The following is a 20,396-nucleotide window of genomic DNA, read 5'->3' as shown; positions in this document are numbered from 1 at the left end:
CTTCAAGATCGTCAGCGCCAGCCTGTTCAGCGCCGCCATGATCGCGCTATACACCGCCTCTACCCTGTTCCACGGCACACGCGGCCGGCCCAAGGCCTGGTTCGCCAAGGCCGACCACTGCGCCATCTACCTCTTGATCGCAGGCACCTATATGCCCTTCACCCTCGTTACCCTGCGTGGCGGCTGGGGCTGGACGCTGTTCGGCCTGGTCTGCGCCATCGCGCTCGTGGGCATTGCCCGCGAGCTGTTGGCCCGCAAGGAAAGCCCGCCTTCGGTCCCACTCTATCTCGCCATGGGCTGGCTGGGTATCGCTGCCGCCGCGCCCCTGTTCGAACGCCTCTCGACCCACGCCCTGCTCTACCTGCTGCTGGGCGCAGCCTGCTACACCGTGGGCGTGGTGTTCTACTGGTTCGACGACCGCTGGCGCCATGCGCATGGGGTCTGGCATCTGCTGGTGCTTTGCGGCACGGCCAGCCATTACTTCACTGTGCTGCGGTTTGTGGTGTGAAATATCTACTGAAAATTCACAGCCATAAAATCAAAGGCGGGTCGTAAATTGGAACGCCGGCCGTCACTTTATTTGCCTTTTTACGGGACATGAATCCGCAGCTCAATCTGCAATAGTTCGCCTACGTCTTCCTCACCAAGCATTGGCACCGCACCCGGGACTTCTCGGTGGGGAAGCACGACTGCGGCAAAGTATTGCGGCGCTGGCCGCAGTACCTGATAAGTCAGCACCTTTGCTGCCAGCGCGGCATCCTCTCGCCACGCTGCGGGGCCGGACAGCAGACGCCCTACAAGCTGGTAGATGACACGGTACTCGACCGAGCCATCTCCTCGTCCCATGGCATAGAGGTCAGCGGGGTATTCAGGCTGTATGCCCAACCGTGCAAGCTGCCCCTGCAAGTCGGTGGGTAGTACATGCTGGGCAATCTGCGACCAGCGCTGGCAGCCCGCACACGTGCAGCCAGTTGCCGGCATAGCCGAGTGGCGCTGGATGGCGCGGCTGCCCTCCAGATCAGATGCGATACGCCAATCGGCGAGTGGGATGGTGGGGCGCCTAGGCCTCATGGCAGAGAGGTGGTTTCTAGACTTCAAAAGCTGCAGCCCCACCATCAACTCTTGACTTCGAAGTATAGAACGTCTCGTCCATCGCTGCTCTGTCGTAATCCAGCAAGTAAGACTGAAAGCGGTCATACAACATAGCCAGGCGCAGGTGATTCGGCCCGACGATATCCATTCCACGGTCGTCATATGGCAGTACCAGCAAACCCTCTGGCAAATGAGCCAGATAGACCGAACAGTGTGGGCTAGGCTGGATACCCAGGTCTTGTGATAGCGCACACCAGAGCAGGTTTTCCATCAGCGATTTAGACACGTCAAAGGCCAGGAACACACGCCGAGTCTCATCTTCTGGAAGGACGTCCTCTTCCGGATGCCGCTGTACCCATATGCATCGTTGCCTGGGTATCAAAATCCCCGCTCGCCGAAGTGCCTTGAGCATATCCCGATAGACGTGAGCGTTCCCCCAGGTATAAGCCCCTAGGACCACCGTGATCGTTTCAGCCTCGGCAAACACATCGCTACAGATATCCTTGGCTTTGCGCATCGCAGTCAGAAACATAGCGATCGCATCGCTACCCTCCGATAGCTCGAACCGCAATCCACCGGGATAGCTGTAAAAAAGCGGCCTCAGAAAGGCTCTACCGTCAAAGACCGCATCAAGTTTATTTCTCAGGTTCAATCATCAACTTTCAAATATCGCGGTCAAGCAGACTTACACCGCCCGCCCATCAAACCGACCTGCCATCAAATAGGTTCACCGGGTAGGCCTTGATATCCACCCCCTCCAGGCAGCGGATATTTACCGCCGCCATATCGGCGCCATTGGGGGCGGTGGCTTCGCCGTAGGGCTGGATGCCGCAGTTGGCGCAGAAGTGGTGCTTGATCTTGTGCTTGTTGAAAAGATAGGTGCTCAAGTTCGCTTCAGGGGTGAGCAGGCGCAGGGCGGTGCGGGGGACGAACCACATGAGGGTGCCTTTGCGCTGGCAGATGGAACAGTTGCATTCGGTCACCGAGTCGATCTCGCCTTCCACCTCGAACTTGATCTTGCCGCAATGGCAGCTTCCTTCGTATTTCATGTCGCCTCTCCTTAACGATTCCAGTTAGTGTTCTTAAGCCAGTCAGACAGTATCTTGGTGCGCTCCCGGGTAATGCGCTCATGCTGGTTCGCTGCAACCAGCTGACCTATGGAACCACTCTCAACGCTATACACAAAGGTCAATTCCGCATCGCGGTATTTGATCCATGCCATCTGTGCCGCCTTCAGCTTTTTCTTCCCTTCCTCATCCTGCACGCTCATGAGGTCCCTGTAGACCACATTCAGCTGCTTGTCGGCCTTTTCCTGTGCCTCATAGGCACAGGTATTTTCCTCATACACGCCATACTCGTTACGCTCGCATTTGGCATAGACGCTGCTGCTGATCGCCACGGCCAGCAAGGCCAGGCAGGTGAATTTCCGGGGCAAGATTGCATTTCCTCCAAATTATTATGGATCTCGTTACGGGTACCGCCCTTCAGGGGCTTTCTACAAATGCCTTCAGCTTGCCCAGCGCCACGTCCCATTCACGGCCTATCACTTCCAGCGTGCGGCGGGCTTCTTCAATCTGGCCGGGTTCCAGCAGCCACAGCCGCTCGCGGCCGTGCTTTACGTCGCGCACCACGCCCGCCTCGGCCAGTACCTGCAGGTGCTTGGTCACGCCCTGGCGGCTGATGTCGGTGCTGGCAGTGAGCTGGGCGATGGAGAACGCCCCGCCTGCGCACAGTACGGCCACCAGTTTCAAGCGCGTGGGGTCGCCCAGGGCGGCAAAGATGCCGGCCAGCGTATCGCTGGCCTCCACAATTGCGGGTACCCCGCTGCCCGCAGGCGGCTTACTGAGCGGTGACATACTTGGCGATGCAGTTGAGCTGGGCAGCCCAGCCCTTGTCGTTCATGCGGAAGGCTTCCAGCCGCCTGTGCGGTGGTACCTTGTCAAAGCCGGACTCCACCACCGTCAGCAGGGTAGCCTTGTCCTCCATCTCCGCCAGGGTAAAGGTCACCAGGGTGGGCTCTTCCAGCGCGTAGTTCTCGTTCGGGTCCACCGGGAAGGGGTGCCAGCGGTAGGAGAACAGCGTGGGCGGCTCCATGCGGTCTACCACCACGTCGAAGTAGATATGCTCAAAGCCGCAGGTGGTGATCTGCCCGCGCACCCGCTTGCCGGGTTCGAAGGCCTGGTTCTGCAGCTTGGCACCGAACCAGGTGCCAAACTGCTCTGCATTGGCCAGCGCCTGCCACACCCGCTCGCGCGGGGCCTGGATCACGATCTTGCGTTCAATACGGTCGGTCTCGGACATCTGGGCCTCCTCCTTTTTTAATGCACACATTTTGCACCTTCTTCCGCCATTTCATAGGGGGTGCCTTTGCCGGTCTGCGCATATTGTTGCAGGCTGCCCAAGAAGTGCTGCCAGCCCCTGTTGCACAGTTCATAGCACTCCAGCGCCGGGGTCAGGCCATAGTGGCTGAAGTCCAGCCGGGTGCGGCCTGCGCCCAGGTCGCTGAGCTGAAATGCCAGCTCGGTACCCACCCATTCGTCCTTGCGGCTGAGCTCGGCGATGGCCACATGTGCCTGGGTACAGCGCCAGTGCACCAGCCGGCCCGGTTCCAACCGTTCAATGCGCATGGTCTTGTGGGTGTCGCCAAAGCGGAACTGCAGGCTGCCGCCGGTCTGGCTTGCGCCCTCGCAATCTTCGGTCCACCAGCCCTTGAGGCCGGTGGGGGTGGCAAGGGCAGCGTAGACGGCGGCCGGGGAGGCTTCAATAACAAGGCTTTGCTGGTAGTGGCTCATGGTATTGCTCCTTTAGAGCAACCATTTGGTTGCGCATTCACTCTACAACCATCGCTCGACAAAATGCAACCATAAAGTTGCATATTGAGACGACCGCTCATCGGCACGCGCTTCTCGCCCGCACTACCCTACAAGGCGCTGTCCGCATGTACAGAAAACGCCGGTGTTACCCCCCGTAGCAATATGCAGGCGCTTGGCTTTGCCCTTCTGGTGGGTCACTATCAGGCAAAAGAAGCGGTCAACCAGGCTCCGCCAACGAGACAACGACGATGCTGATTGCCCAGATCACCGATACACACATCCAGCGCTCCGGCCAGCTGGCAGAGGGCCGTGTAGACACCGCCCGCCTGCTGCGAGACTGTGTGGCCGCCGTGCTGGCGCTACCGGCGCAGCCAGATTTGATCGTGCTGACAGGAGACCTGGTGGATGCTGGCAATGCGGAGGAATACGCCCACTTGCGCCAGCTGCTGGCCCCGCTTACGCAGCGGCTGCTCTTGATCCCCGGCAACCACGACTCGCGCGACGGGCTGCGCGCCGCCTTCCCGGAGCATGGCTACCTGCCGCGTGAGGGTTGGTTGCAGTATGTGGTGGAGGCCGGCCCCTTGCGCATCATCGGGCTCGATACCCTGGTGCCCGGCGCCAGCCGCGGCGAGCTGTGCCAAGCGCGGCTGGATTGGCTGGACAAGGCCCTGACCGCGGCACCCGGCCAGCCCACGCTGATCCTCATGCACCACCCGCCGTTTCTGACCGGCATCACCGCCATGGACCAGATCGGCCTTACCGGCCGCGAGGCTTTCACCGCCATCGTTGCCCGCCACCCTCAAGTGCAGTTGATCCTATGCGGTCATTTGCACCGCAATATCCAGACCCTGGTTGGCGGCCACCGCGCCCTTACCTGCCCCAGCAGCGCCCACCAGATCGCCCTGGACCTGCGCCCCGGCGCGCCGCTGGGCTATAGCCTTGAACCCGCCGGCTTTATGCTGCACCAATGGACCAGCGAGGGCTTTACCAGCCATGTGGCGGTCACCGGCAGCCACCCGGGGCCGTATTTGTACTGACCCTGTGACCTGGCGGCCCAAAGACACAAACGGCCGGGCTGACCCGGCCGTTTTGCCTTGCCTGCTCAATCAACCGAACTTGGCAAGATTGAGCGCCAGCAGTGGGCCACCGGGGAACTGCGCCAGCTGCCCCCCCACGGCCGGCGTACCCAGGTCGATGCCAAAGAAGCCCAGCTGATCGATCAGGTCACCAACCTCGGCGCGGGCGGGCGCATCATCACCCGAGTAGAACAGCACGCGCCGGCCACCCTCGGCGTGCGGGTCGCTGGTCATCAACGCCACCTTCAGGTGGTTGAAGGCCTTTACCACACGGGCGCCGGGCACCAGCTCGGCCACGATCTCGCTGGAGAGCCGCCCACCCAGTTCTAAAGGTTGGAACAGCGGGGCCTCAATAGGGTTGTTGGCGTCGATCACGATGCGGCCCTGCCAATCCGGCAGCCCGGCCAAGGCGGTGGGCAGCTTGGACCAATTCACCGCCACCAGCACGATGTCCTGAGCAGCCGCTTCCTCCCGCGTGCCCGCACGGATGCCAGGCCCCAGGGCCTTGACCAGCTCGGCCAGCGACGCTGGCCCGCGGCTGTTGGCAATGACGGCCGGGATCTGGTGCCGGGCGAGTAGTTGGGCGAAGGCGCTGCCGATCTGGCCGGCGCCGAGAATGCCTATGCTTTTCATGATGGTTCTCCTTGGGTTCAGATCAGGCAGTAAAGCCGCCGTCGGCGACCACGTCGGCGCCGGTCACCAAAGCCGCGCCCGGGCTGGCCAAAAAGGCCACCACATGTGCCACTTCGCTCGCCAGGCCGTAGCGGCCGATAGCCATGCCGGGGCCGACCAGTTGGGCGAGGGCGCCATCGGCGGGGTTCATATCGGTATCGGTCGGGCCGGGGTGTACCGTGTTGACGGTAATGCCGCGCGGGCCCAGATCGCGGGTCAGGCTACGGTTGAAGCCCGTCACCGCGCCCTTGGTCAAGGTGTAGAGCGAGGCGCCAGGGAAGCTGGCGTAGCGGGTCATGGAGCTGCCGATATGGATGATGCGACCGCCCTGGCCCATATGGCGCGCGGCCTCCTGGGTGGCGACAAACACGCCGGTCACATTGACCGCGATCATGCGCTGGTAGTCCTCGAAGCTGATCTGCTCGATAGGCCCGCCACCCTGGGCGATACCGGCGTTGTTGACCAGGATGTCCAGCGCGCCGAAGTCGGCCACCACCTTGGCAACCGCTGCGCGCACTGCAGCCGCGTCGCCGGCATCGGCCTGGATGGCGATCGCCTTGCCACCTGTGGTTTCAATGGCAGCGACAACTTCGGCCGCCTTGGCCGGCGAACCGAAGTAGGTGATGGCCACGCGGGCACCGTCGGTCGCCAAGCGCTTGGCGATGGCGGCGCCGATGGAGCGCGAGCCGCCGGTAACAAGGGCGACCTTGCCAGCCAGGGGAAGTGACGAGGGGATACTGAGGCTAGTCATGTTCAAGCTCCGAGAGAAGTTGGATTACGTGGAGCGAACAATGCCCGCCACACTCCCCACCCGGTAGCCGGTAATTGCTAGAATCAATTTCAAGCTTTACTTGAAGATAACCACCATGGAAACGCTGGCCAATCTCGCTTCATTCACCCACAGCGCCGAGCTGGGCAGCTTCTCGGCTGCCGCCAGGCAGCTGGGCCTCACGCCCGCTGCGGTGAGCCGTAACGTGGCGCAACTGGAGCAGAACCTGAGCACCCGGCTGTTCCAGCGCAGCACCCGCAAGCTCACCCTGACCGAAGCCGGCGAGCGTTTCCTGCAACGGGTGGGGGCACACCTGGATGGCCTGCAGGACGCCATTGCCGAAATTACCGGCGATGAGGGTGAGCCGATGGGGGTGCTCAAGGTCAGCGTTGCGCAGGTGTTCGGCATCAACCATCTGCTGCCGCTGCTGCCGGGGTTCAGCGCCCGCTACCCCAAGGTGCAGATCGATTGGCAGTTCGATAACCGCCAGGTAGACCTGATCGCCGAGGGTTTTGACGCCGCCATTGGTGGCGGCTTTGAACTGACGCCCGGCCTGGTGGCCCGCACCTTGGCGCCGGCCCATATCGTGGCGGTTGCCTCACCGGCCTATATGAAAGGCCGCCGCAAGCCCGCCACACCGGCTGATCTGGCGGCTATGGATGGTATTCTGATGCGCTCGGCCAAGACAGGGCGCGTCCGCCTGTGGACGTTACGCAATGCCGCAGGAGCAACACAAACCGCCGAATTGCCCGCCAGCCTGGTTTTCAACGATCCTGCCGCCATCGCGCAGGCCGCCGTGCTGGGCCTCGGGGCCGCCATGATCGCCATGGCCGACGCCCTTCCCTATCTGGAACGTGGGGAATTGGTGCGCGTGCTACCCAAATGGTATGCCGACGCCGGCCCGATCTCGCTCTACTACGCCAGTCGCAATCTGCTACCCGGCAAGACCCGGGCCTTTGTGGACTACGTGACCGAGGCCTTCAAGCAACAAGGCCTGGCTGAACGGCTGGCTGGCAGCCTGGGCTAACGGCAGCGGCACTCAGGGCGCACCCTCGGCATGGTTGGATGGCAGGTTAGCCTGGATCAGGCTGCGTACCGACCTGGCGGCGGCGGTCTGGGCCCGGTCGTAATCGGTGGTAATGAAGTCCACCTCGTCGCGCAGCCCCAGCAGATAGCGCTCGCCTTCGCTGGCCGGCGTGGTGAAGACACCCACGCCCAAGCCCAGTTGCCTGGCCAATTGCAAACCAGCGGCCAGGTCGGGCGTGCGGTACTCCAGCTCCACGCCCTCCAGGCCCATTTGCTTGCTGATACGTATGCCGTTCAGCACATCACTGCGGAGCAGGCTATGGAAGCGCACATAGCTGCGGATGCCGGCAAACTCGGCCAGGCTGAGCAGGGACTTGGCGCGGACCAGGTGCTGTTGCCGGTTGTTACCGTCCATAAAGGCCCGCAAGGTCGCAGGGCGTTTGGCAGTGGCATAGCCACCGTCGCGGATGGCCCGTAAAACGCCCAGCACCAGCGCATCGCTGTCGGCCGGTGTGGTGTAGTTGCCCTTCAGTTCCAGAAAGAGCAGCCGGTTGCTCTGCTGCAGGGCCGGGTTGGCCAGCGCCTGCGCCAGCGTCCCCACGGCCGCCTCGCTGCGGTCGTGTTCCACATAGACCTGGCCATCGCTGTGCACAGTCAGGTCCAGCTCAACCAGGTCAAAGTCCCGCCCCAGCGCCATGGCCACCTGGGCCTGGGTATCGGCATTGCTGCTGCCGTAGCAATTGTGGCAAGAAACGGCCACCACATTGCCCTGTGGCGAGACAGGCAAGGTACGGCCCACACCCTGCCAATAGTTGCCGGCCACGGCTGTGAGCGACAGCCCGGCGGCGGCCAGGCCCATACCTAAGCGCAAACAGCACGGATATCCCACTTGTGTTGTCTGCATGTTTTGTCCCCCTGTTTGGCGCGGCAAGAATGCGGTTCTGCTCCAGAAAATACCGGCTCCGGCCGCCATCGCAAAGAGGAAACATAGCTTGCCACCCGCCCCGACAAGCCTCTGGAAGCCTTGTTCCAGGCGGCCGCGGTGCTTGGGCATAGCTAAAGCGTAGTCATCCCTGACCATGAAAACAAAGCCTTGCCCGTGCGCGTGCCGGGCCAGGCGCAAACCGGTATGCTGCCACCTGGAACCTGGCAACCATGACGGCCCCCATGCAAAAAACCTACACCGGCAGCTGCCAATGCGGCGAGGTGCGCTATGCGGTGAAGGGCGAGCCCCTCACCGTCTTTGCCTGCCATTGCACCGAGTGCCAGCGGCAGTCCTCCAGCGCCTTTGGCATGGCGCTGTGGATCAGAAACTACCACGTAGAGACCAGCGGCACACCGGTCAAGGAATGGGTGCGGACCATGCCATCGGGCCGGCAGATGGCCTGCCGCTTCTGCCCCAACTGCGGTACCCGCCTGTTCCACCAGGTGCTGGGGCAGGATGTGGTGATGAGCATCAAGCCCGGTACCCTGGACGATACCCGCCAGCTGCAGCTGGCCGGCCATATCTGGACCGACAGCGCCCAGCCCTGGCTGGGCCAGTTGCCGGGGCTGTGCTACGGCGGCAACCCCGATAGCTTCGACGCCCTGATCGCGGCCTGGTCAGACCTGAGCGCCGCCGAGGAAACCCGCTGATGGATGTTGAAGCCCTGCAGCAGTTCTGCGCCCGATTCCCGGGCGCCACCGTCAAGACCTGGGGCCCACCCGGCAACGTGCTGGTGTATTCGGTGGGCGGCAAGGAGTTCGCCTACTTCAAGCTATCGGACCCCGAGCGCTGGCGCTTCAGCTTTCGGGCCACCCCGGAGCGCTTTCTGGAGCTGACCGACGTGCCCGGCGTCAAACCGGCACGCTACCGGGGGCGTTATCATTGGCTCACCATCGTGACGGTGGCGACCTTCCCCGAGGACTATCTGCAAGAGCTGGTCGCCTGGTCCTACCGCAAGGCGCTGCACAGCCTTTCCAAACGCGCGCAGGCCACCATCACCGCCGGCTAGCCGCCCGTCATGGTCCAGCCCGCGCCGCGTACATTGCGTATCGCATCGCTACCGAGCTTGCGGCGGATCTTGTGGATGGTCACATCCACCATATTGCTCTCGATCTCTTCGTCCCAGCCGTAGAGGCTTTCCTCCAGCTGGCTGCGCGGCACCACGGCACCCGGGTAGCGCATCAAGGTGTGCAGGACCGAATATTCCCGCCGGGTCAGGGCGATCTGCTCACCGCCGGCGACGGCGCACAGCCGGATGGTGTCGAGCCCGATCTCGCCGTGCTGGATCACCGGCAGGCAATGGCCGCTGTTACCACGCATCACGGCGCGTATACGGGCCAGCAGCTCCCGCACGTCAAAGGGTTTGACCAGAAAGTCGTCCGCGCCGGCATCCAGGCCCCGGATACGGATATCCGCATCCGCACTCGCGGCCATGCCCAGCAGGGCAATGCTGGGGCAAAGCTGCCGCATGCGGCCCAGCGCCGCCATGCCGGCGCAGTGGGTCGATTCCACCGCCACCACTGCCACGGCATAGTCCTGCGCGGCACAGGCAGTCACCCCCGCACAAGGCGCCTTGACCCAATCCACGGCGAAGCAGGCGGCCCGCAGCGCCACGATCAGCTCGGCGCCCAGCCGGGCCTCTGCCTCGAGGAGCAATAAACGCATTCCCGACCTCCATCCGGCCGGCATGGTGAGCGGTGGCTCCCTGCCGGTATTTGTTATCTTTCCAAAGTACTGCTGCTATACGCCTATGAGATAGGCATAGACCATGAGACCGTACATGGCACCCCGGTGGATGTAGGTCTCAAGGTACCCCTGCTACAGGAAAGAAGCCGTGGCGGCCCGGCTGCGTACCTAACGGCCGGGAGGCGCGAACGTGGCGCGCTGCTCTGCTACGCGCTCACGTATCACACAGCCGAGCGCATGATCGTTGATCAAGCCCATGGCCTGCATGAATGCGTAGGTGGTCGTCGGCCCCACAAAGCGCCAACCAAGCTGTTTGAGCGCCTTTGAAAGTGCCACCGCCTCAGGTGAAGTAGATGCCGTCTGCGGCAAGCCATTCGCGGTGGCAACCGGCTCAAAGCGCCAAACAAAGGCCGCAAACGATCCCTCCGCAGCCACGAGATCCACTGCCTTCTTTGCGTTGTTGATCACAGCTTCGATCTTGCCTCGATGCCGGACAATGCCACGGTCTCCCAGCAGGCGGACAACATCCTGCTCGTCGAAGTTTGCAAGCAGGTGAAAATCGAATTCGTGGAACACTTTTCGGAAGTGGGGCCGCTTGGCCAGGATGGTCCGCCAGCTCAAGCCGGATTGAAACCCCTCAAGGCAGAGCTTTTCAAACAGGCGCTTGTCATCGGCAACGGGAAAGCCCCATTCCTTGTCATGATATTCATGGAATTCCGGTGCCGCCGAACACCAGCGGCAGCGCGGCAACCCATCAAGCCCGAGTACAGTTGCGGTCACGATCATGCCACCAGGAAGGATAGGGACTGCACTGCCTTGGAGGGCGCCACCTCCATGATTTCGGCGCTCACGACGCCGGCGACCACGAAGGGATCGGCATTCACGCGATCTCTCAGTGAGGTACCTTCCTCACAATGGGCAAGTATTGCGCCCCCCAAACCGGGCAGCAGACTGCCAGCCAGCAGAAAGACGCCTTCGTCAAAGCCTTGTTGCAGCCACGCCTTGTGCGCAGCCATATACTGACCAGCCAGGCCTTGGTTGGCGGAGAACTTCAGCAGCACGATATACACGGTGGAACCTCCTCTTGGTAGTGAACAGCAGGCACTTGTGATGTGCAGTGCGTTGCAAGGCGTCAATGCCGCAGCTGGGCATCGAGCCAGCTATCCATCAGCCCGACTTCCCTGCGGATGAACGCTTCGTCGTGAAAGGTATTCGCCAGTGCAGCAATCCCCTGGCTACGCGCCAGCAGGTGCAGCGCCATGTCGTCAGCGGTCTGGGTAAAGCCAAGCAGCGTGAACTTTCCGGCCAGCCACTCCCTGAACAGAGAGAACAAGCCCGTCGCTTCCGGCAGTGCGCTGTGGCCCAGCTTGGCCAACTCGCCGCAAAGGGCACCAACCGGACAGCCATGACGCATGATGGGTTCACGATTGGCAATCAGCATGTGCGAGAAGCTGCGTATGCGTTCCGCAGCGTCTCCACCGGCCGCATCCCAGGCTTGCAGCATCGCCCTGGTCTGCGTCAGCCGATGGGCAATGACCGCCTCCAGAATGTCGTCCTTGGTCTTGAAGTGGTGATAGAAATTGCCGCGCGAGATGCCGACCGCACCGGCGATATCGGTAAACGAGGTATGGGCATAGCCATGCTCGTAGAACAGCCGGTCCGCTGCCGACACGATGTGGTCGCGGGTATCGTTGCCGCGCATGGCACCCTCCTATGAGTGAAATATCGGGGCAGATTGCCAGGGTAAGGTTGCCGCATGCCCAACTAGGATGGTCATCCTAGCCTGACGCCAATTTAGGACGAGCATCCTAGTCAGTCAAGCAATACATCCTATCTTGCCGCCCTCGCCTGCCACCCGGGGCGACCAACCTGCCGTGATGCCCATGGCAGGCGGCAACCAGCCTATGTGGGCCGAGACGACACCCCGTGGTGTAAATCCGACAAGCCTGTTGCAGGCTCATAAACCAGCGCTATCAAGGTCGCATGGCATATCAGAATGTGCTAAATTTATGCAAATAACATAAAAACGCAAAAGCGCGTATAACGATATTTGCCCTGCCAACTACGAGAGACTCGCCCTATGCTCAACCGCATCGCCTCTGTCATTCGTGCTGCCGGCTCCCACCTTACCGAATCCCGTTCGCCCAGCCGCGACGGCCAGGAATCATCCCGCCGTGCCGGTGACGTACTGGTCCGTAACACCGAAGGCGGATGGCAAGCCGTCAAGCTGCTGGCCGTGGACAAATGCCCTGAGGGCAACCAGCTGGCGCACTGCCTGTGCTATGCCCCGCTGGATAACAAGCCCAGCGCAGAAGGCCTGCAATACGCCGAGGTAGAGAGCCGCCATACCATCATGGATGTGGAGACCTTCGATACCGGTTGGGAGAAGCTGGCCCATGTGGCCCCCAACCAGAACGAGCTGGTGGGCTTTGCCGAATACCTCAAGCAGACCGACTTCCCGCGCTATATCACCATCACCGGCCAGAACGCCCGCGAGATCGTCCACCAGGCCAACGACCACTACAAACGCGCCCGCCAGCTGGTCGACGAAGCCAAGCCCTTTGAGGCGATCGCCGAATTCGGCAAGGCCATCGAGCTGTTCCCCTTGTTCTACGAGGCGCTGGACCACCGTGGCCACACCCAGATGACGCTGGGCAACCACCGTGCCGCGCTGGATGACTTCGTGCTCTCGCTGTGGGTACACCCCAATGGCATGGTGGCGCTCCTGGCCAAGGGCGACTGCCTGATGGCGCTGGGCGACCACGCCGCCGCCGAGGCCATCTTCCAGGAAGGCCGGGTGCGTTTCCCCGAGCACCGCCCCACCTTTACCGAGCGCCGCGACCAGGCCCACGCCCGCAGCAAGCAAGCCTAGCCCTCCTCCCTTGCACCACACCACCACGGCCCTCCTTGCGAGGGCCGTGGTGCTTTCAAGCCCTGCCGCACCGACCACATGCTTCTCGCACCATCGGCGGCGCCTTGCGAACCCGGGAATAGGGACTTCTTCGGTGGTGTCCTAAGCTTCAACTAAGGGTCTGGCGTTCTAATCGGCCCACTGCTCACTTTCCACCCAACAGGGGCCGGCACCTTCCCGGTGCGCCGGCTTGCCCAGGCCACCATGCTCGCCACCGCACTGATCGTTTTCAGGGAAATCCTCGAAGCCGCCCTGGTCGTTTCCATCATTCTCGCCGCCACCCGTGGCGTACCCCGCCGGGGTACGTGGGTAGGCATAGGCCTCGCCGCCGGTGCAGCCGGTGCAGGCCTGATCGCCGTGTTTGCCGAGGCGATTGCCAACTGGGCGCAAGGTATGGGCCAGGAGCTATTCAACGCCGGCATCATGTTCCTGGCCGTGGCCATGCTGGCCTGGCACAGCATCTGGATGGGCCGCCACGGCCGCGAGATGGCGCAGGCGCTGGGGGCGGTAGGCAAGGCGGTGGCCGATGGCAGCCGTTCCCTGCCCGGCCTGGCCGTGGTGGTGGGGATCGCCCTGCTGCGCGAAGGGGCAGAAGCCATCCTCTTTCTCTATGGCATTGCCGTAGGCGAACCGGGCCAGCCCGGGTCGATGATCATTGGCGCGCTGCTGGGCGCTACCGGCGGCGTGGCGGTGGGTGCCACCCTGTACCTGGGTCTGTTGCAGATCCCAACCCACCGCCTGTTCTCGGTCACCAATGCGCTGGTCATCGTGCTGGCTGCCGGCATGGCGAGCCAAGGGGTGGGCTATCTGATCTCGGCCGGCTGGCTGCCCAGCTGGGGCGAGGGTATCTGGGACAGCTCCTGGCTGCTGAGCGAACGTAGCGTACCGGGCAAGATGCTGCACGCCCTGGTGGGCTATACCGACCGTCCGGCCGGCATACAGGTGGCGGTCTATCTGGCGACCCTGCTGAGCATCACGCTGCTGATGCGCAGGCTGGGCAAGCCGGCCCTGGCCAAGCGGCAGGGCTAACACCGCACCAGGAGAATGGCGCCATGCGCATCCTGCTGGTTGAAGACGATGCCATGATCGGCGAGGCCATGGTCCGTGCCCTCAAGGCCGCCAGCTACGCGGTGGACTGGGTGCAGGATGGCAGCGCGGCGCTGACCGCCTTTGAGAGCCAGCACTACGGTTTGATCCTGCTCGACCTGGGTCTGCCGCGCCGTGATGGCTTGGAGGTGCTGCAGCGCATCCGCCGGGTGGACCCGGATACCTCGGTGCTGATCGTCACCGCGCGCGACGAGGTGGAGGAGCGGATACGCGGCCTGGACCTCGGCGCGGACGACTATGTGCCCAAGCCCTTCGAGATGTCCGAACTGCTGGCCCGCATGCGCGCAGTGATCCGCCGGCGCGGTGGCAACGGCGGCCCGCTCATGGTCAGCGGGCAGTTGACCTTGGACCCCGCCACCCGGCAGGCACGCTACGGCGAGCAGCAGGCCCAGCTGTCGGGCAAGGAGTTCGCCCTCTTGCAGGCCCTGCTGCTGCGCCCCGGCGCCATCTTGTCGCGCCGGGAGCTGGAGGATCGCATCTATGGCTGGAACGAGGAGGTGGAAAGCAATGCCATCGAGTTCCTGATCCATGCCATACGCAAAAAGCTGGGCAGCACGGTCATACGCAATATACGGGGGGTAGGATGGCTGGTCTCCAGGGAAAGCTGAGGCACTCGCTGCAATGGCAGCTGTCCTTCTGGCTATCGGCCGCCATCCTGGCGGTGGCGCTGCTGGGCGGGGCGATCTCCTTTTACTCCGCCTTCAGCGAGGCCAACGATCTGCAGGACGACCAGCTGCGGCAGATGGCCGCGCTGATCGACCAGCACAACCTGCCCACCCAGAACCGTCTGGCCGAAGCGCATGCCGGCAACCGCGACGAGGAATCCAAGATCATCGTCCAGGTGCTGGATGGCCAAGCCCCTCAGCTGGGTGACGATACCGCGCTGAACCTGCCGGCCAAATTGCCGGACGGGCTGCAGACCTACCGGGTGGGCAACGAAGACTGGCGCTTGTTCGTGCAGACCCTGCATACCGGCGAGCGCCTGGCCGTGGGCCAGCAGACGGCGGTGCGCGACGAGAATGCCTATAGCGCTGCCACCCAGACCATCTTGCCCTTGGTGATCCTGATCCCGGTACTGATCGGCATGGTGAGCCTGTTGGTGCGCAAGATGCTGGCGCCGGTGGCGCAACTCTCGGCCGAGCTGGACCGCAAGAGCGAGTTCGAGCTGACCAGCCTGCGGGATACCGGCGTACCGGACGAAGTCCGCCCCTTCATCGGCTCCATCAACCGCCTGCTCGGCCGGTTGGAACAGGCCTTGGCACTGCAGCGGCGCTTTGTGGCCGATGCGGCACACGAGTTGCGCACCCCGCTGACCGCCCTATCGCTGCAACTGGAGGAGCTGGAAAGCGAGGCCACCGCGCCGGAGGCACGCAGCCGCCTGCAGCCCTTGCGGCTAGGCATACAGCGCGCCAAGGCCATGCTGGAGCAGTTGCTGACGCTGGCTCGTGCCCAAGGCCGGCCGCAAAGCCAGCTGGAGCCAGTCTCGCTCAATCTCATCATGCGCCGCGTGCTGGAAGACCTCTGGCCACAGGCTGCTGCCAAACAGATCGATATTGGCGTACTGCCCGACGGCGAGGTCCAAGTCCATGCCGCCGAACTGGACCTCTATACCCTGCTGCGCAACCTGGCGGACAACGCCATCCGCTACACCCCGGAAGGCGGCCGGGTGGACTTGTGGGCCTATAACCGGATGGGACAGCCGGTACTGGAGGTCTGCGATTCCGGACCGGGTATACCCGAGGCCGAGCGGGAGCGGGTATTCGACCCCTTCTACCGCATACCCGGCAGCCAGGGCACCGGCTCGGGTCTGGGGCTGGCCATCGTCCATTCCATTGCCGAGCGCAGCGGTGCGGTACTTTCGCTGGAGCCCTCCGACCTCGCCCCCCACCAGCCAGGGCTGCGGGTGATTGTGCGCTGGCCGATGGGAAGTGCCCACTAGGCCTGGGCAGCCCTACCAGCGGGCCTTGTAGCCCACGCGCACACCGCCGGGCAGTACCGACAAGGTGAATGAGGTGGGGCGCGAATGCGCATACCAGCCCACCGCGGTACCGATGGCAAAACCGGCCAGCACATCGCTCTGCCAATGCCCGTGCACCTTGACCCGTGCCACGGCGTCGTAGACCGGCAGTGCTTCCAGCAGGTAGACACCGGGGTGGTCCTGGCCATACTCCAGCACAAAGGGGGTGACGATGGCCGCAACCGCCGAGACCTCGCCACTGGGGAAGCTCTTGTCCTTGCTGCTCTTGAACCACTGGTCCGGGTCGTTGGTATTCATCGGCCGTTCGCGCCGGAAGACGCGCTTGAGCGTCTCGGTGCTGACCGCGCTGAGCAGGGAGGCATCGATCGCCTGCCAATCGGTCCGCCCCAAGCGGCTATCGCCGCCCTCCCACAGGCCAAGCCCGATCTCGCCAACCACCAGCGTGCCGATCAGGGCCGTCTGGTTGCTGCGCTTCCAGATGCCGCTGTCGTCGTAGCGCACAGGGTGATCGATGCCCAGCGGTCCACCGCCAGCATGGGCAGCCGGCGAGGAAGCGAGGCAAACCAGCAAGACCAGGGGCAGCGCGTGGCCAATGTGACGGGACATGATCCTCTCCACCGTGCGGTGCAGGGCAAATGCCTGCGGTCCGTATGGTGGCAAGGTGTAAGGCGGCAGACTTAGGCCTTACTTAGCAGCGCTTGGAAAGCCAGGCGGGGCGAGGCTCTAAGCCAACGCTAAGCGAGTCCCAATAGAGTGGAGGCTCTCCCTTGCCCGCCCCTGCACCATGGAAATCGCCGCCCCCGAATCCGACGTCTGGTCCAACTGGCTGCTGCAACGCCGCCACGGTGGCGATGGCTGCTACCAGGCTGCCCTGCGCAAGCTGGTGGAACGCTATGCCGACAAGGTGCTGGATGGCGCAGCACTCGCACCGGGCATGCGGATGCTGGACCTGGGCAGCGGCGAAGGGCTGGTGCCGTTCAAGGCCCTGGCGCGTTTTGACGGAGCGTTGACGGTTACGCTCACCGATGTCTCCCTGCCCATGCTGCGTTATGCGGAAGAACAGGCCAAGGCCTTGGGCTGGTGGGCGCAGTGCGCCTTCCTGCCCTGTCCCGCCACCGACCTGCAGCCGCTGGAAGACGCCCGCTTCGACGCTGTCACCTCGCGCGCTGTGCTGGCCTATGTGGCAGACAAGCTCGTCGCGCTACGGGAGTGCTACCGGGTGCTCAAGCCCGGTGGGCGTCTCTCCCTGGCCGAGCCGATCTTTCAGGACGAAGCCCTGGTGGCCTGTGCGCTGCGCAAACTGGTCAGCGACCCGGCAGCCCCACCCGAAGACCGCTTCCTGCCGCTGTTGCACCGCTGGAAGGCGGCACTCTTCCCCGATACCGAGGCCGCCCTGCGTGCCAACCCGCTGACCAACTACACCGAGCGCGACCTTCTGCAGCTGGTACAGGCCGCGGGCTTTGCCCAACCGCACCTGGAGCTGCATATCGACATCGCCCCGGCCGGCCTGCCGAGCTGGGAAGCCTTTCTGGACAGTGCGCCCCACCCGCTCACGCCCACCCACGGCACCGTGCTGGCCGAGCGCTTCAGCCTTGATGAGCGCGCCTTTTTCGAGCAGATCCTGCGCCCCAGCATAGAGAGCGGGCAGTTCCAGAGCAGTGAGCGCATTGCCTACCTGACGGCGATCAAGCCCGGCCTCTGACCCTGTTGGTTCACACCGTTTCCATGTGCGCCGCAAAGCCCACCGTGCCCGGCGCAATCTCGGACTTGAGCGTCAGCGCCGGGATCTCATAGTCACCTGCATTCTGCTTGCGGAAGGGGATGGGCTCGGTCTGCCATAGGCTATCCAGCCGCCCGGCCAACTCTTGGCACACCTTGCCATACGCCGCCTCATCCACCTTACCCGTGCGGTAGAGCACAAAGGGCGGCAGCACCTCAAAGCCGGGGTAGAACAAGATGCCGTGGTGGATGGGAAAGAGGATGTCATCGATCGCGCCATTGATGCCGCGTGGGCTGTAGTGCGATTCCCAACCGCCGGTGGTCACCATCAGCATGGCCCGCTTGCCGGCCAGCGTGCCCTCGCCATAGCGGTCGCCCCAGTGCTGGTCGGAATGCTCGCCCACACCGTAGGCAAAGCCATAGGCATAGACCCGCTCCACCCAGCCCTTGAGGATGGCCGGCATGGAGAACCACCACAGCGGGAACTGCAATATCACCGCATCGGCCCACTGCAGCTTGGCCTGCTCGGCAGCAATGTCGGGGCTCTGGGTGCCACTTGCATAGGCTTGCTGGGAATCGAGCACCGGGTCAAAACGCACACCGGCCTGGCGCGCGGTATTGTCGTCGGCATCAATCGCGGCCTTCCACTGCATGGCATAGAGGTCGGAGACCTGCACCGCATGGCCCGCGGCTTCAAGATGACGGACGGCAAAGTCCTTGAGCGAGCCGTTCAGCGAGCCTGGTTCGGGGTGGGCGTAGACAAGCAGGACATTCATGGTAGGGCTCCAAGTAAAGAAGCGCCCACCTTAGGTTTGCAGCAGGTATATTGGAAATGAATTGCCAATATGACTGGTATTGCCATGGACAATGTCTTGCGCCGGCTGGACCTCAACCTGCTGGTCACGCTCGACGCCCTGCTGGCCGAGCACAACGTCACCCGCGCGGCAGAAAAGCTGCATCTGGCCCAGCCCACCGTCAGCATCCACCTCGCCCGCCTGCGCGACATGCTGGGCGACCCGCTGCTGCTGCCCGGCCCACGCGGCATGCGGCCCACGGCGCGCGCCGATGAACTCCGCGGCCCCCTGCGCCAGGCGCTGGCCGCGCTCAGCCTGGCGGTGGGGCCTGCCAGCGCCTTCGACCCAGCCATCGCCAGCCACACCTGGCGCGTGGCCGCGTACGACTACGCCGAGGCGACCATCCTGCTGCCTGCGCTGGCCGGCCTGCGTGCGACGGCACCCGGTACCCGCCTGGCCGTAGTGCAGGTACCACCAGCAGGCATTGCCAGGCTGGCGGAACAAGGCGATATCGACCTGGCCTTCCATATCCTGGCTGGCGCACCCGAGGGTCTGCGCCGCCGGTCCCTGTTTACCGAGCGCTATGTGCTGGTAGGCCGCGCCGACCACCCCCGCTTAAAGCGCCGGCCCACGCTGGCGCAGTTCTGCCGGCTCGATCACGTCATCGTCTCGCCAGACGGTGGCGGCTTTCGCGGCGCGACCGATGCCGCGCTGGCGGAGCTGGGGCTCAGCCGCCACGTGGCACTCTCGGTACCGCATTTTCTGTTTGTGGAATCGGTCCTCGCCAGTACCGATATGGTGGCCATGCTACCCGAGCGGCTGGCCCGCAACCGGCCCGGCCTGCGGGTGGTGGCGCCACCCCTGGAGATTGCCGGCTTCGAGATGCTGATGCTGTGGCACGAACGCGTGCACCGCGACCCGGCGCACCAGTGGTTACGCGAGCACATCGCCCGCGCGGTAGCTTAAGCCACTACCCAAACCCTTCTGGCGTTGTTGTGCGAGCTTGCCGTACTAACTGTACTGTCTGCGCTCGCACGCCTAGCCAGAACCGCTTCGCTGGGTTTTGGTAGCGGCTTTAACGTCCGGCTACGGGATTCTAGGAAGGGGCCTTGGGCAAGGGTGGCAGCATCTTGCGGATAGGCTCCAGCAAGCGCTCCGCCTCATCGCCCTTGTAGCCTTTCTTGAGCGCCAGCCGCAGTGCGGCAAAGGCGGCATGCACGCTGGCGGCGTCGTGGCAGTCGGCCAGTTGCTGGCGTATGCCTATGCCCAGCTGGCCGGCGATCATGGTGGCCACCCCCAGCATCTTGTCGCGGGCGGCCTGCAGCTTGGGCGATAGCGCCGCCGCTTCTGCTTCTGCCTGGACGGGTTCATCACTGTTTGCGGCCACTGCCGGCCCGGCGCTGCTCACCTCGCTGACCGTCTGGCTCAGCGCCGCCAACAAGGCTTCCCGCTCGCTGAGCGGTTTGGCCGCCGGCACCGTACCGGCCGGCTGCGGCACAGGGTGCGGAACCACCTGCGCCAGCGCAGCCAGTTGGCTCAGGCTGGTGCCTCGGCTCGGGGACAGCTCGATCAAGCCTTGCGCCAGCAGTTCATCCACGCTGGTCGGTGGCAGGCCCAGGTTCGCGGCCAGCGCCTGCAGCGCGGCCTGGTCACGGCTGCCATCCACCTGCAGTAGCAGGCCGCGCAAGCGCGCAGGCAGCCGCTTGCCCACCTCGCGTTCCTGCAAAGTCTGGTTGCCCAGCTCGGTACGACGTAAAGCCCCTGCCAT

Annotated in this window: 27 protein-coding genes; 11 read left to right on the top strand and 16 right to left on the bottom strand. The window is 63.7% G+C overall.

Annotated features, from left to right (window positions below; genetic code table 11):
- Positions 1–508: PAQR family membrane homeostasis protein TrhA (gene trhA, locus VIM95_RS05240; protein ID WP_331983747.1), on the top strand; the 508-nt coding region annotated here is incomplete at its 5' end.
- A 579-nt stretch (positions 509–1,087) separates the two neighbouring features.
- On the opposite strand, the gene VIM95_RS05235 is transcribed toward trhA, so the two are convergent.
- Genes VIM95_RS05235 through VIM95_RS05210 form a run of 6 tightly spaced genes read right to left on the bottom strand, consistent with a single transcriptional unit; the run spans position 1,088 to position 3,884 of the window.
- Complete coding sequence (locus VIM95_RS05235; protein ID WP_331983744.1) at positions 1,088–1,744, bottom strand: DUF3885 domain-containing protein; 657 nt, start codon at positions 1,742–1,744, stop codon at positions 1,088–1,090.
- Between the two features lie 49 nt (positions 1,745–1,793).
- Entirely contained in the window at positions 1,794–2,141 is a 348-nt protein-coding gene (locus VIM95_RS05230; RefSeq protein ID WP_331983742.1) for a GFA family protein, read from the bottom strand.
- An 11-nt stretch (positions 2,142–2,152) separates the two neighbouring features.
- Positions 2,153–2,527 (bottom strand): lysozyme inhibitor LprI family protein, encoded by a 375-nt coding sequence (locus tag VIM95_RS05225; RefSeq protein WP_331983740.1) that lies wholly within the window; start codon positions 2,525–2,527, stop codon positions 2,153–2,155.
- Positions 2,528–2,576: 49 nt separating this feature from the next.
- Entirely contained in the window at positions 2,577–2,948 is a 372-nt protein-coding gene (locus VIM95_RS05220) for a metalloregulator ArsR/SmtB family transcription factor (protein ID WP_331983738.1), read from the bottom strand.
- Positions 2,932–3,393 carry an SRPBCC family protein gene (locus VIM95_RS05215; protein WP_331983736.1) on the bottom strand — a complete coding sequence of 154 codons (462 nt, stop codon included), beginning with the start codon at positions 3,391–3,393 and terminating at the stop codon, positions 2,932–2,934. The genes VIM95_RS05220 and VIM95_RS05215 overlap by 17 nt, the downstream gene beginning before the upstream one ends.
- A gap of 17 nt (positions 3,394–3,410) precedes the next feature.
- Positions 3,411–3,884, bottom strand: coding sequence for an SRPBCC domain-containing protein (locus VIM95_RS05210; RefSeq protein ID WP_331983734.1), 474 nt, complete (start codon positions 3,882–3,884; stop codon positions 3,411–3,413).
- Between the two features lie 269 nt (positions 3,885–4,153).
- Here VIM95_RS05210 and VIM95_RS05205 point away from each other — a divergent pair, with 269 nt between their 5' ends.
- On the top strand, positions 4,154–4,942 hold the full coding sequence (locus VIM95_RS05205) for a phosphodiesterase (protein WP_331983732.1): 789 nt from the start codon (positions 4,154–4,156) through the stop codon (positions 4,940–4,942).
- A 69-nt stretch (positions 4,943–5,011) separates the two neighbouring features.
- Here the strand turns inward: VIM95_RS05205 and VIM95_RS05200 are convergent, their stop codons facing one another.
- Positions 5,012–5,614 carry an NADPH-dependent F420 reductase gene (locus tag VIM95_RS05200; RefSeq protein ID WP_331983730.1) on the bottom strand — a complete coding sequence of 201 codons (603 nt, stop codon included), beginning with the start codon at positions 5,612–5,614 and terminating at the stop codon, positions 5,012–5,014.
- 22 nt (positions 5,615–5,636) lie between these two features.
- The gene (locus tag VIM95_RS05195) at positions 5,637–6,404 is read right to left on the bottom strand and encodes an SDR family oxidoreductase (protein WP_331983728.1); all 768 of its coding nucleotides are present in this window, start codon (positions 6,402–6,404) and stop codon (positions 5,637–5,639) included.
- A 115-nt stretch (positions 6,405–6,519) separates the two neighbouring features.
- On the opposite strand from VIM95_RS05195, the gene VIM95_RS05190 reads away from it, so the two are divergent.
- The gene (locus VIM95_RS05190) at positions 6,520–7,449 is read left to right on the top strand and encodes a LysR family transcriptional regulator (protein WP_331983726.1); all 930 of its coding nucleotides are present in this window, start codon (positions 6,520–6,522) and stop codon (positions 7,447–7,449) included.
- A gap of 12 nt (positions 7,450–7,461) precedes the next feature.
- Here VIM95_RS05190 and VIM95_RS05185 read toward each other — a convergent pair whose 3' ends face one another.
- On the bottom strand, positions 7,462–8,307 hold the full coding sequence (locus VIM95_RS05185) for a hypothetical protein (RefSeq protein ID WP_331983724.1): 846 nt from the start codon (positions 8,305–8,307) through the stop codon (positions 7,462–7,464).
- A 308-nt stretch (positions 8,308–8,615) separates the two neighbouring features.
- Here VIM95_RS05185 and VIM95_RS05180 point away from each other — a divergent pair, with 308 nt between their 5' ends.
- Positions 8,616–9,083: a GFA family protein gene (locus tag VIM95_RS05180; protein WP_331983722.1), complete on the top strand. Its 468-nt coding sequence runs from the start codon at positions 8,616–8,618 to the stop codon at positions 9,081–9,083.
- Positions 9,083–9,442: an MmcQ/YjbR family DNA-binding protein gene (locus VIM95_RS05175; protein ID WP_331983720.1), complete on the top strand. Its 360-nt coding sequence runs from the start codon at positions 9,083–9,085 to the stop codon at positions 9,440–9,442. Before VIM95_RS05180 ends, VIM95_RS05175 begins: the two co-directional genes overlap by 1 nt.
- Here the strand turns inward: VIM95_RS05175 and VIM95_RS05170 are convergent.
- The 4 genes from VIM95_RS05170 to VIM95_RS05155 form a co-directional block, all read right to left on the bottom strand.
- Positions 9,439–10,098 carry a response regulator transcription factor gene (locus tag VIM95_RS05170; protein WP_331983718.1) on the bottom strand — a complete coding sequence of 220 codons (660 nt, stop codon included), beginning with the start codon at positions 10,096–10,098 and terminating at the stop codon, positions 9,439–9,441. The two genes, VIM95_RS05175 and VIM95_RS05170, sit on opposite strands and share 4 nt — an antisense overlap.
- 189 nt (positions 10,099–10,287) lie before the next feature.
- Entirely contained in the window at positions 10,288–10,905 is a 618-nt protein-coding gene (locus VIM95_RS05165; RefSeq protein WP_331983716.1) for a DNA-3-methyladenine glycosylase I, read from the bottom strand.
- Positions 10,902–11,189, bottom strand: coding sequence for a YciI family protein (locus VIM95_RS05160; RefSeq protein ID WP_331983714.1), 288 nt, complete (start codon positions 11,187–11,189; stop codon positions 10,902–10,904). Before VIM95_RS05160 ends, VIM95_RS05165 begins: the two co-directional genes overlap by 4 nt.
- 62 nt (positions 11,190–11,251) lie before the next feature.
- Entirely contained in the window at positions 11,252–11,821 is a 570-nt protein-coding gene (locus VIM95_RS05155; protein WP_331983712.1) for a TetR/AcrR family transcriptional regulator, read from the bottom strand.
- A gap of 378 nt (positions 11,822–12,199) precedes the next feature.
- On the opposite strand from VIM95_RS05155, the gene VIM95_RS05150 reads away from it, so the two are divergent.
- The 4 genes from VIM95_RS05150 to VIM95_RS05135 all read left to right on the top strand — a co-directional run bounded on the left by VIM95_RS05150 (position 12,200) and on the right by VIM95_RS05135 (position 16,076).
- Positions 12,200–12,991 (top strand): hypothetical protein, encoded by a 792-nt coding sequence (locus tag VIM95_RS05150; RefSeq protein ID WP_331983710.1) that lies wholly within the window; start codon positions 12,200–12,202, stop codon positions 12,989–12,991.
- A 243-nt stretch (positions 12,992–13,234) separates the two neighbouring features.
- Positions 13,235–14,059 (top strand): FTR1 family iron permease, encoded by an 825-nt coding sequence (locus VIM95_RS05145; RefSeq protein WP_331983708.1) that lies wholly within the window; start codon positions 13,235–13,237, stop codon positions 14,057–14,059.
- 23 nt (positions 14,060–14,082) lie between these two features.
- The gene (locus tag VIM95_RS05140) at positions 14,083–14,745 is read left to right on the top strand and encodes a response regulator (protein ID WP_331983706.1); all 663 of its coding nucleotides are present in this window, start codon (positions 14,083–14,085) and stop codon (positions 14,743–14,745) included.
- Entirely contained in the window at positions 14,721–16,076 is a 1,356-nt protein-coding gene (locus VIM95_RS05135; protein ID WP_331983704.1) for an ATP-binding protein, read from the top strand. The genes VIM95_RS05140 and VIM95_RS05135 overlap by 25 nt, the downstream gene beginning before the upstream one ends.
- Positions 16,077–16,088: 12 nt before the next feature.
- On the opposite strand, the gene VIM95_RS05130 is transcribed toward VIM95_RS05135, so the two are convergent.
- Positions 16,089–16,721: a phosphatase PAP2 family protein gene (locus tag VIM95_RS05130; RefSeq protein WP_331983702.1), complete on the bottom strand. Its 633-nt coding sequence runs from the start codon at positions 16,719–16,721 to the stop codon at positions 16,089–16,091.
- Between the two features lie 178 nt (positions 16,722–16,899).
- On the opposite strand from VIM95_RS05130, the gene VIM95_RS05125 reads away from it, so the two are divergent.
- Positions 16,900–17,817, top strand: a complete 918-nt coding sequence (locus VIM95_RS05125; protein WP_331983700.1) for a class I SAM-dependent methyltransferase — start codon at positions 16,900–16,902, stop codon at positions 17,815–17,817.
- Positions 17,818–17,827: 10 nt separating this feature from the next.
- Here VIM95_RS05125 and VIM95_RS05120 read toward each other — a convergent pair whose 3' ends face one another.
- Positions 17,828–18,610, bottom strand: coding sequence for an NAD(P)H-dependent oxidoreductase (locus tag VIM95_RS05120; protein ID WP_331983698.1), 783 nt, complete (start codon positions 18,608–18,610; stop codon positions 17,828–17,830).
- A gap of 69 nt (positions 18,611–18,679) precedes the next feature.
- Between VIM95_RS05120 and VIM95_RS05115 the strand changes: the two genes are divergently transcribed.
- Complete coding sequence (locus VIM95_RS05115) at positions 18,680–19,594, top strand: LysR family transcriptional regulator (RefSeq protein ID WP_331983696.1); 915 nt, start codon at positions 18,680–18,682, stop codon at positions 19,592–19,594.
- Positions 19,595–19,724: 130 nt separating this feature from the next.
- Here VIM95_RS05115 and VIM95_RS05110 read toward each other — a convergent pair whose 3' ends face one another.
- A complete protein-coding gene (locus VIM95_RS05110) occupies positions 19,725–20,396 on the bottom strand; it encodes a hypothetical protein (protein ID WP_331983694.1) in 672 nt (223 codons plus the stop codon).

The sequence above is a fragment of the Chitinimonas sp. genome (assembly GCF_036568685.1).
In the GTDB taxonomy this organism is placed as follows: Bacteria; Pseudomonadota; Gammaproteobacteria; order Burkholderiales; family Chitinimonadaceae; genus Chitinimonas.
This window is presented reverse-complemented; position numbering and strand designations above follow the sequence as displayed.

Coding starts and splice junctions, on each gene's coding strand:
- VIM95_RS05145 (WP_331983708.1), top strand. CDS start 13,235: ATGCTCGCCACCGCACTGATCGTTTTCAGGGAAATCCTCGAAGCCGCC.
- VIM95_RS05115 (WP_331983696.1), top strand. CDS start 18,680: ATGACTGGTATTGCCATGGACAATGTCTTGCGCCGGCTGGACCTCAAC.
- VIM95_RS05175 (WP_331983720.1), top strand. CDS start 9,083: ATGGATGTTGAAGCCCTGCAGCAGTTCTGCGCCCGATTCCCGGGCGCC.
- VIM95_RS05150 (WP_331983710.1), top strand. CDS start 12,200: ATGCTCAACCGCATCGCCTCTGTCATTCGTGCTGCCGGCTCCCACCTT.
- VIM95_RS05200 (WP_331983730.1), bottom strand. CDS start 5,614: ATGAAAAGCATAGGCATTCTCGGCGCCGGCCAGATCGGCAGCGCCTTC.
- VIM95_RS05155 (WP_331983712.1), bottom strand. CDS start 11,821: ATGCGCGGCAACGATACCCGCGACCACATCGTGTCGGCAGCGGACCGG.
- VIM95_RS05220 (WP_331983738.1), bottom strand. CDS start 2,948: ATGTCACCGCTCAGTAAGCCGCCTGCGGGCAGCGGGGTACCCGCAATT.
- VIM95_RS05195 (WP_331983728.1), bottom strand. CDS start 6,404: ATGACTAGCCTCAGTATCCCCTCGTCACTTCCCCTGGCTGGCAAGGTC.
- VIM95_RS05230 (WP_331983742.1), bottom strand. CDS start 2,141: ATGAAATACGAAGGAAGCTGCCATTGCGGCAAGATCAAGTTCGAGGTG.
- VIM95_RS05215 (WP_331983736.1), bottom strand. CDS start 3,393: ATGTCCGAGACCGACCGTATTGAACGCAAGATCGTGATCCAGGCCCCG.
- VIM95_RS05165 (WP_331983716.1), bottom strand. CDS start 10,905: ATGATCGTGACCGCAACTGTACTCGGGCTTGATGGGTTGCCGCGCTGC.
- VIM95_RS05190 (WP_331983726.1), top strand. CDS start 6,520: ATGGAAACGCTGGCCAATCTCGCTTCATTCACCCACAGCGCCGAGCTG.
- VIM95_RS05130 (WP_331983702.1), bottom strand. CDS start 16,721: ATGTCCCGTCACATTGGCCACGCGCTGCCCCTGGTCTTGCTGGTTTGC.
- VIM95_RS05120 (WP_331983698.1), bottom strand. CDS start 18,610: ATGAATGTCCTGCTTGTCTACGCCCACCCCGAACCAGGCTCGCTGAAC.
- VIM95_RS05125 (WP_331983700.1), top strand. CDS start 16,900: ATGGAAATCGCCGCCCCCGAATCCGACGTCTGGTCCAACTGGCTGCTG.
- VIM95_RS05110 (WP_331983694.1), bottom strand. CDS start 20,396: ATGGCAGGGGCTTTACGTCGTACCGAGCTGGGCAACCAGACTTTGCAG.
- VIM95_RS05140 (WP_331983706.1), top strand. CDS start 14,083: ATGCGCATCCTGCTGGTTGAAGACGATGCCATGATCGGCGAGGCCATG.
- VIM95_RS05180 (WP_331983722.1), top strand. CDS start 8,616: ATGCAAAAAACCTACACCGGCAGCTGCCAATGCGGCGAGGTGCGCTAT.
- VIM95_RS05205 (WP_331983732.1), top strand. CDS start 4,154: ATGCTGATTGCCCAGATCACCGATACACACATCCAGCGCTCCGGCCAG.
- VIM95_RS05210 (WP_331983734.1), bottom strand. CDS start 3,884: ATGAGCCACTACCAGCAAAGCCTTGTTATTGAAGCCTCCCCGGCCGCC.
- VIM95_RS05135 (WP_331983704.1), top strand. CDS start 14,721: ATGGCTGGTCTCCAGGGAAAGCTGAGGCACTCGCTGCAATGGCAGCTG.
- VIM95_RS05170 (WP_331983718.1), bottom strand. CDS start 10,098: ATGCGTTTATTGCTCCTCGAGGCAGAGGCCCGGCTGGGCGCCGAGCTG.
- VIM95_RS05185 (WP_331983724.1), bottom strand. CDS start 8,307: ATGGGCCTGGCCGCCGCCGGGCTGTCGCTCACAGCCGTGGCCGGCAAC.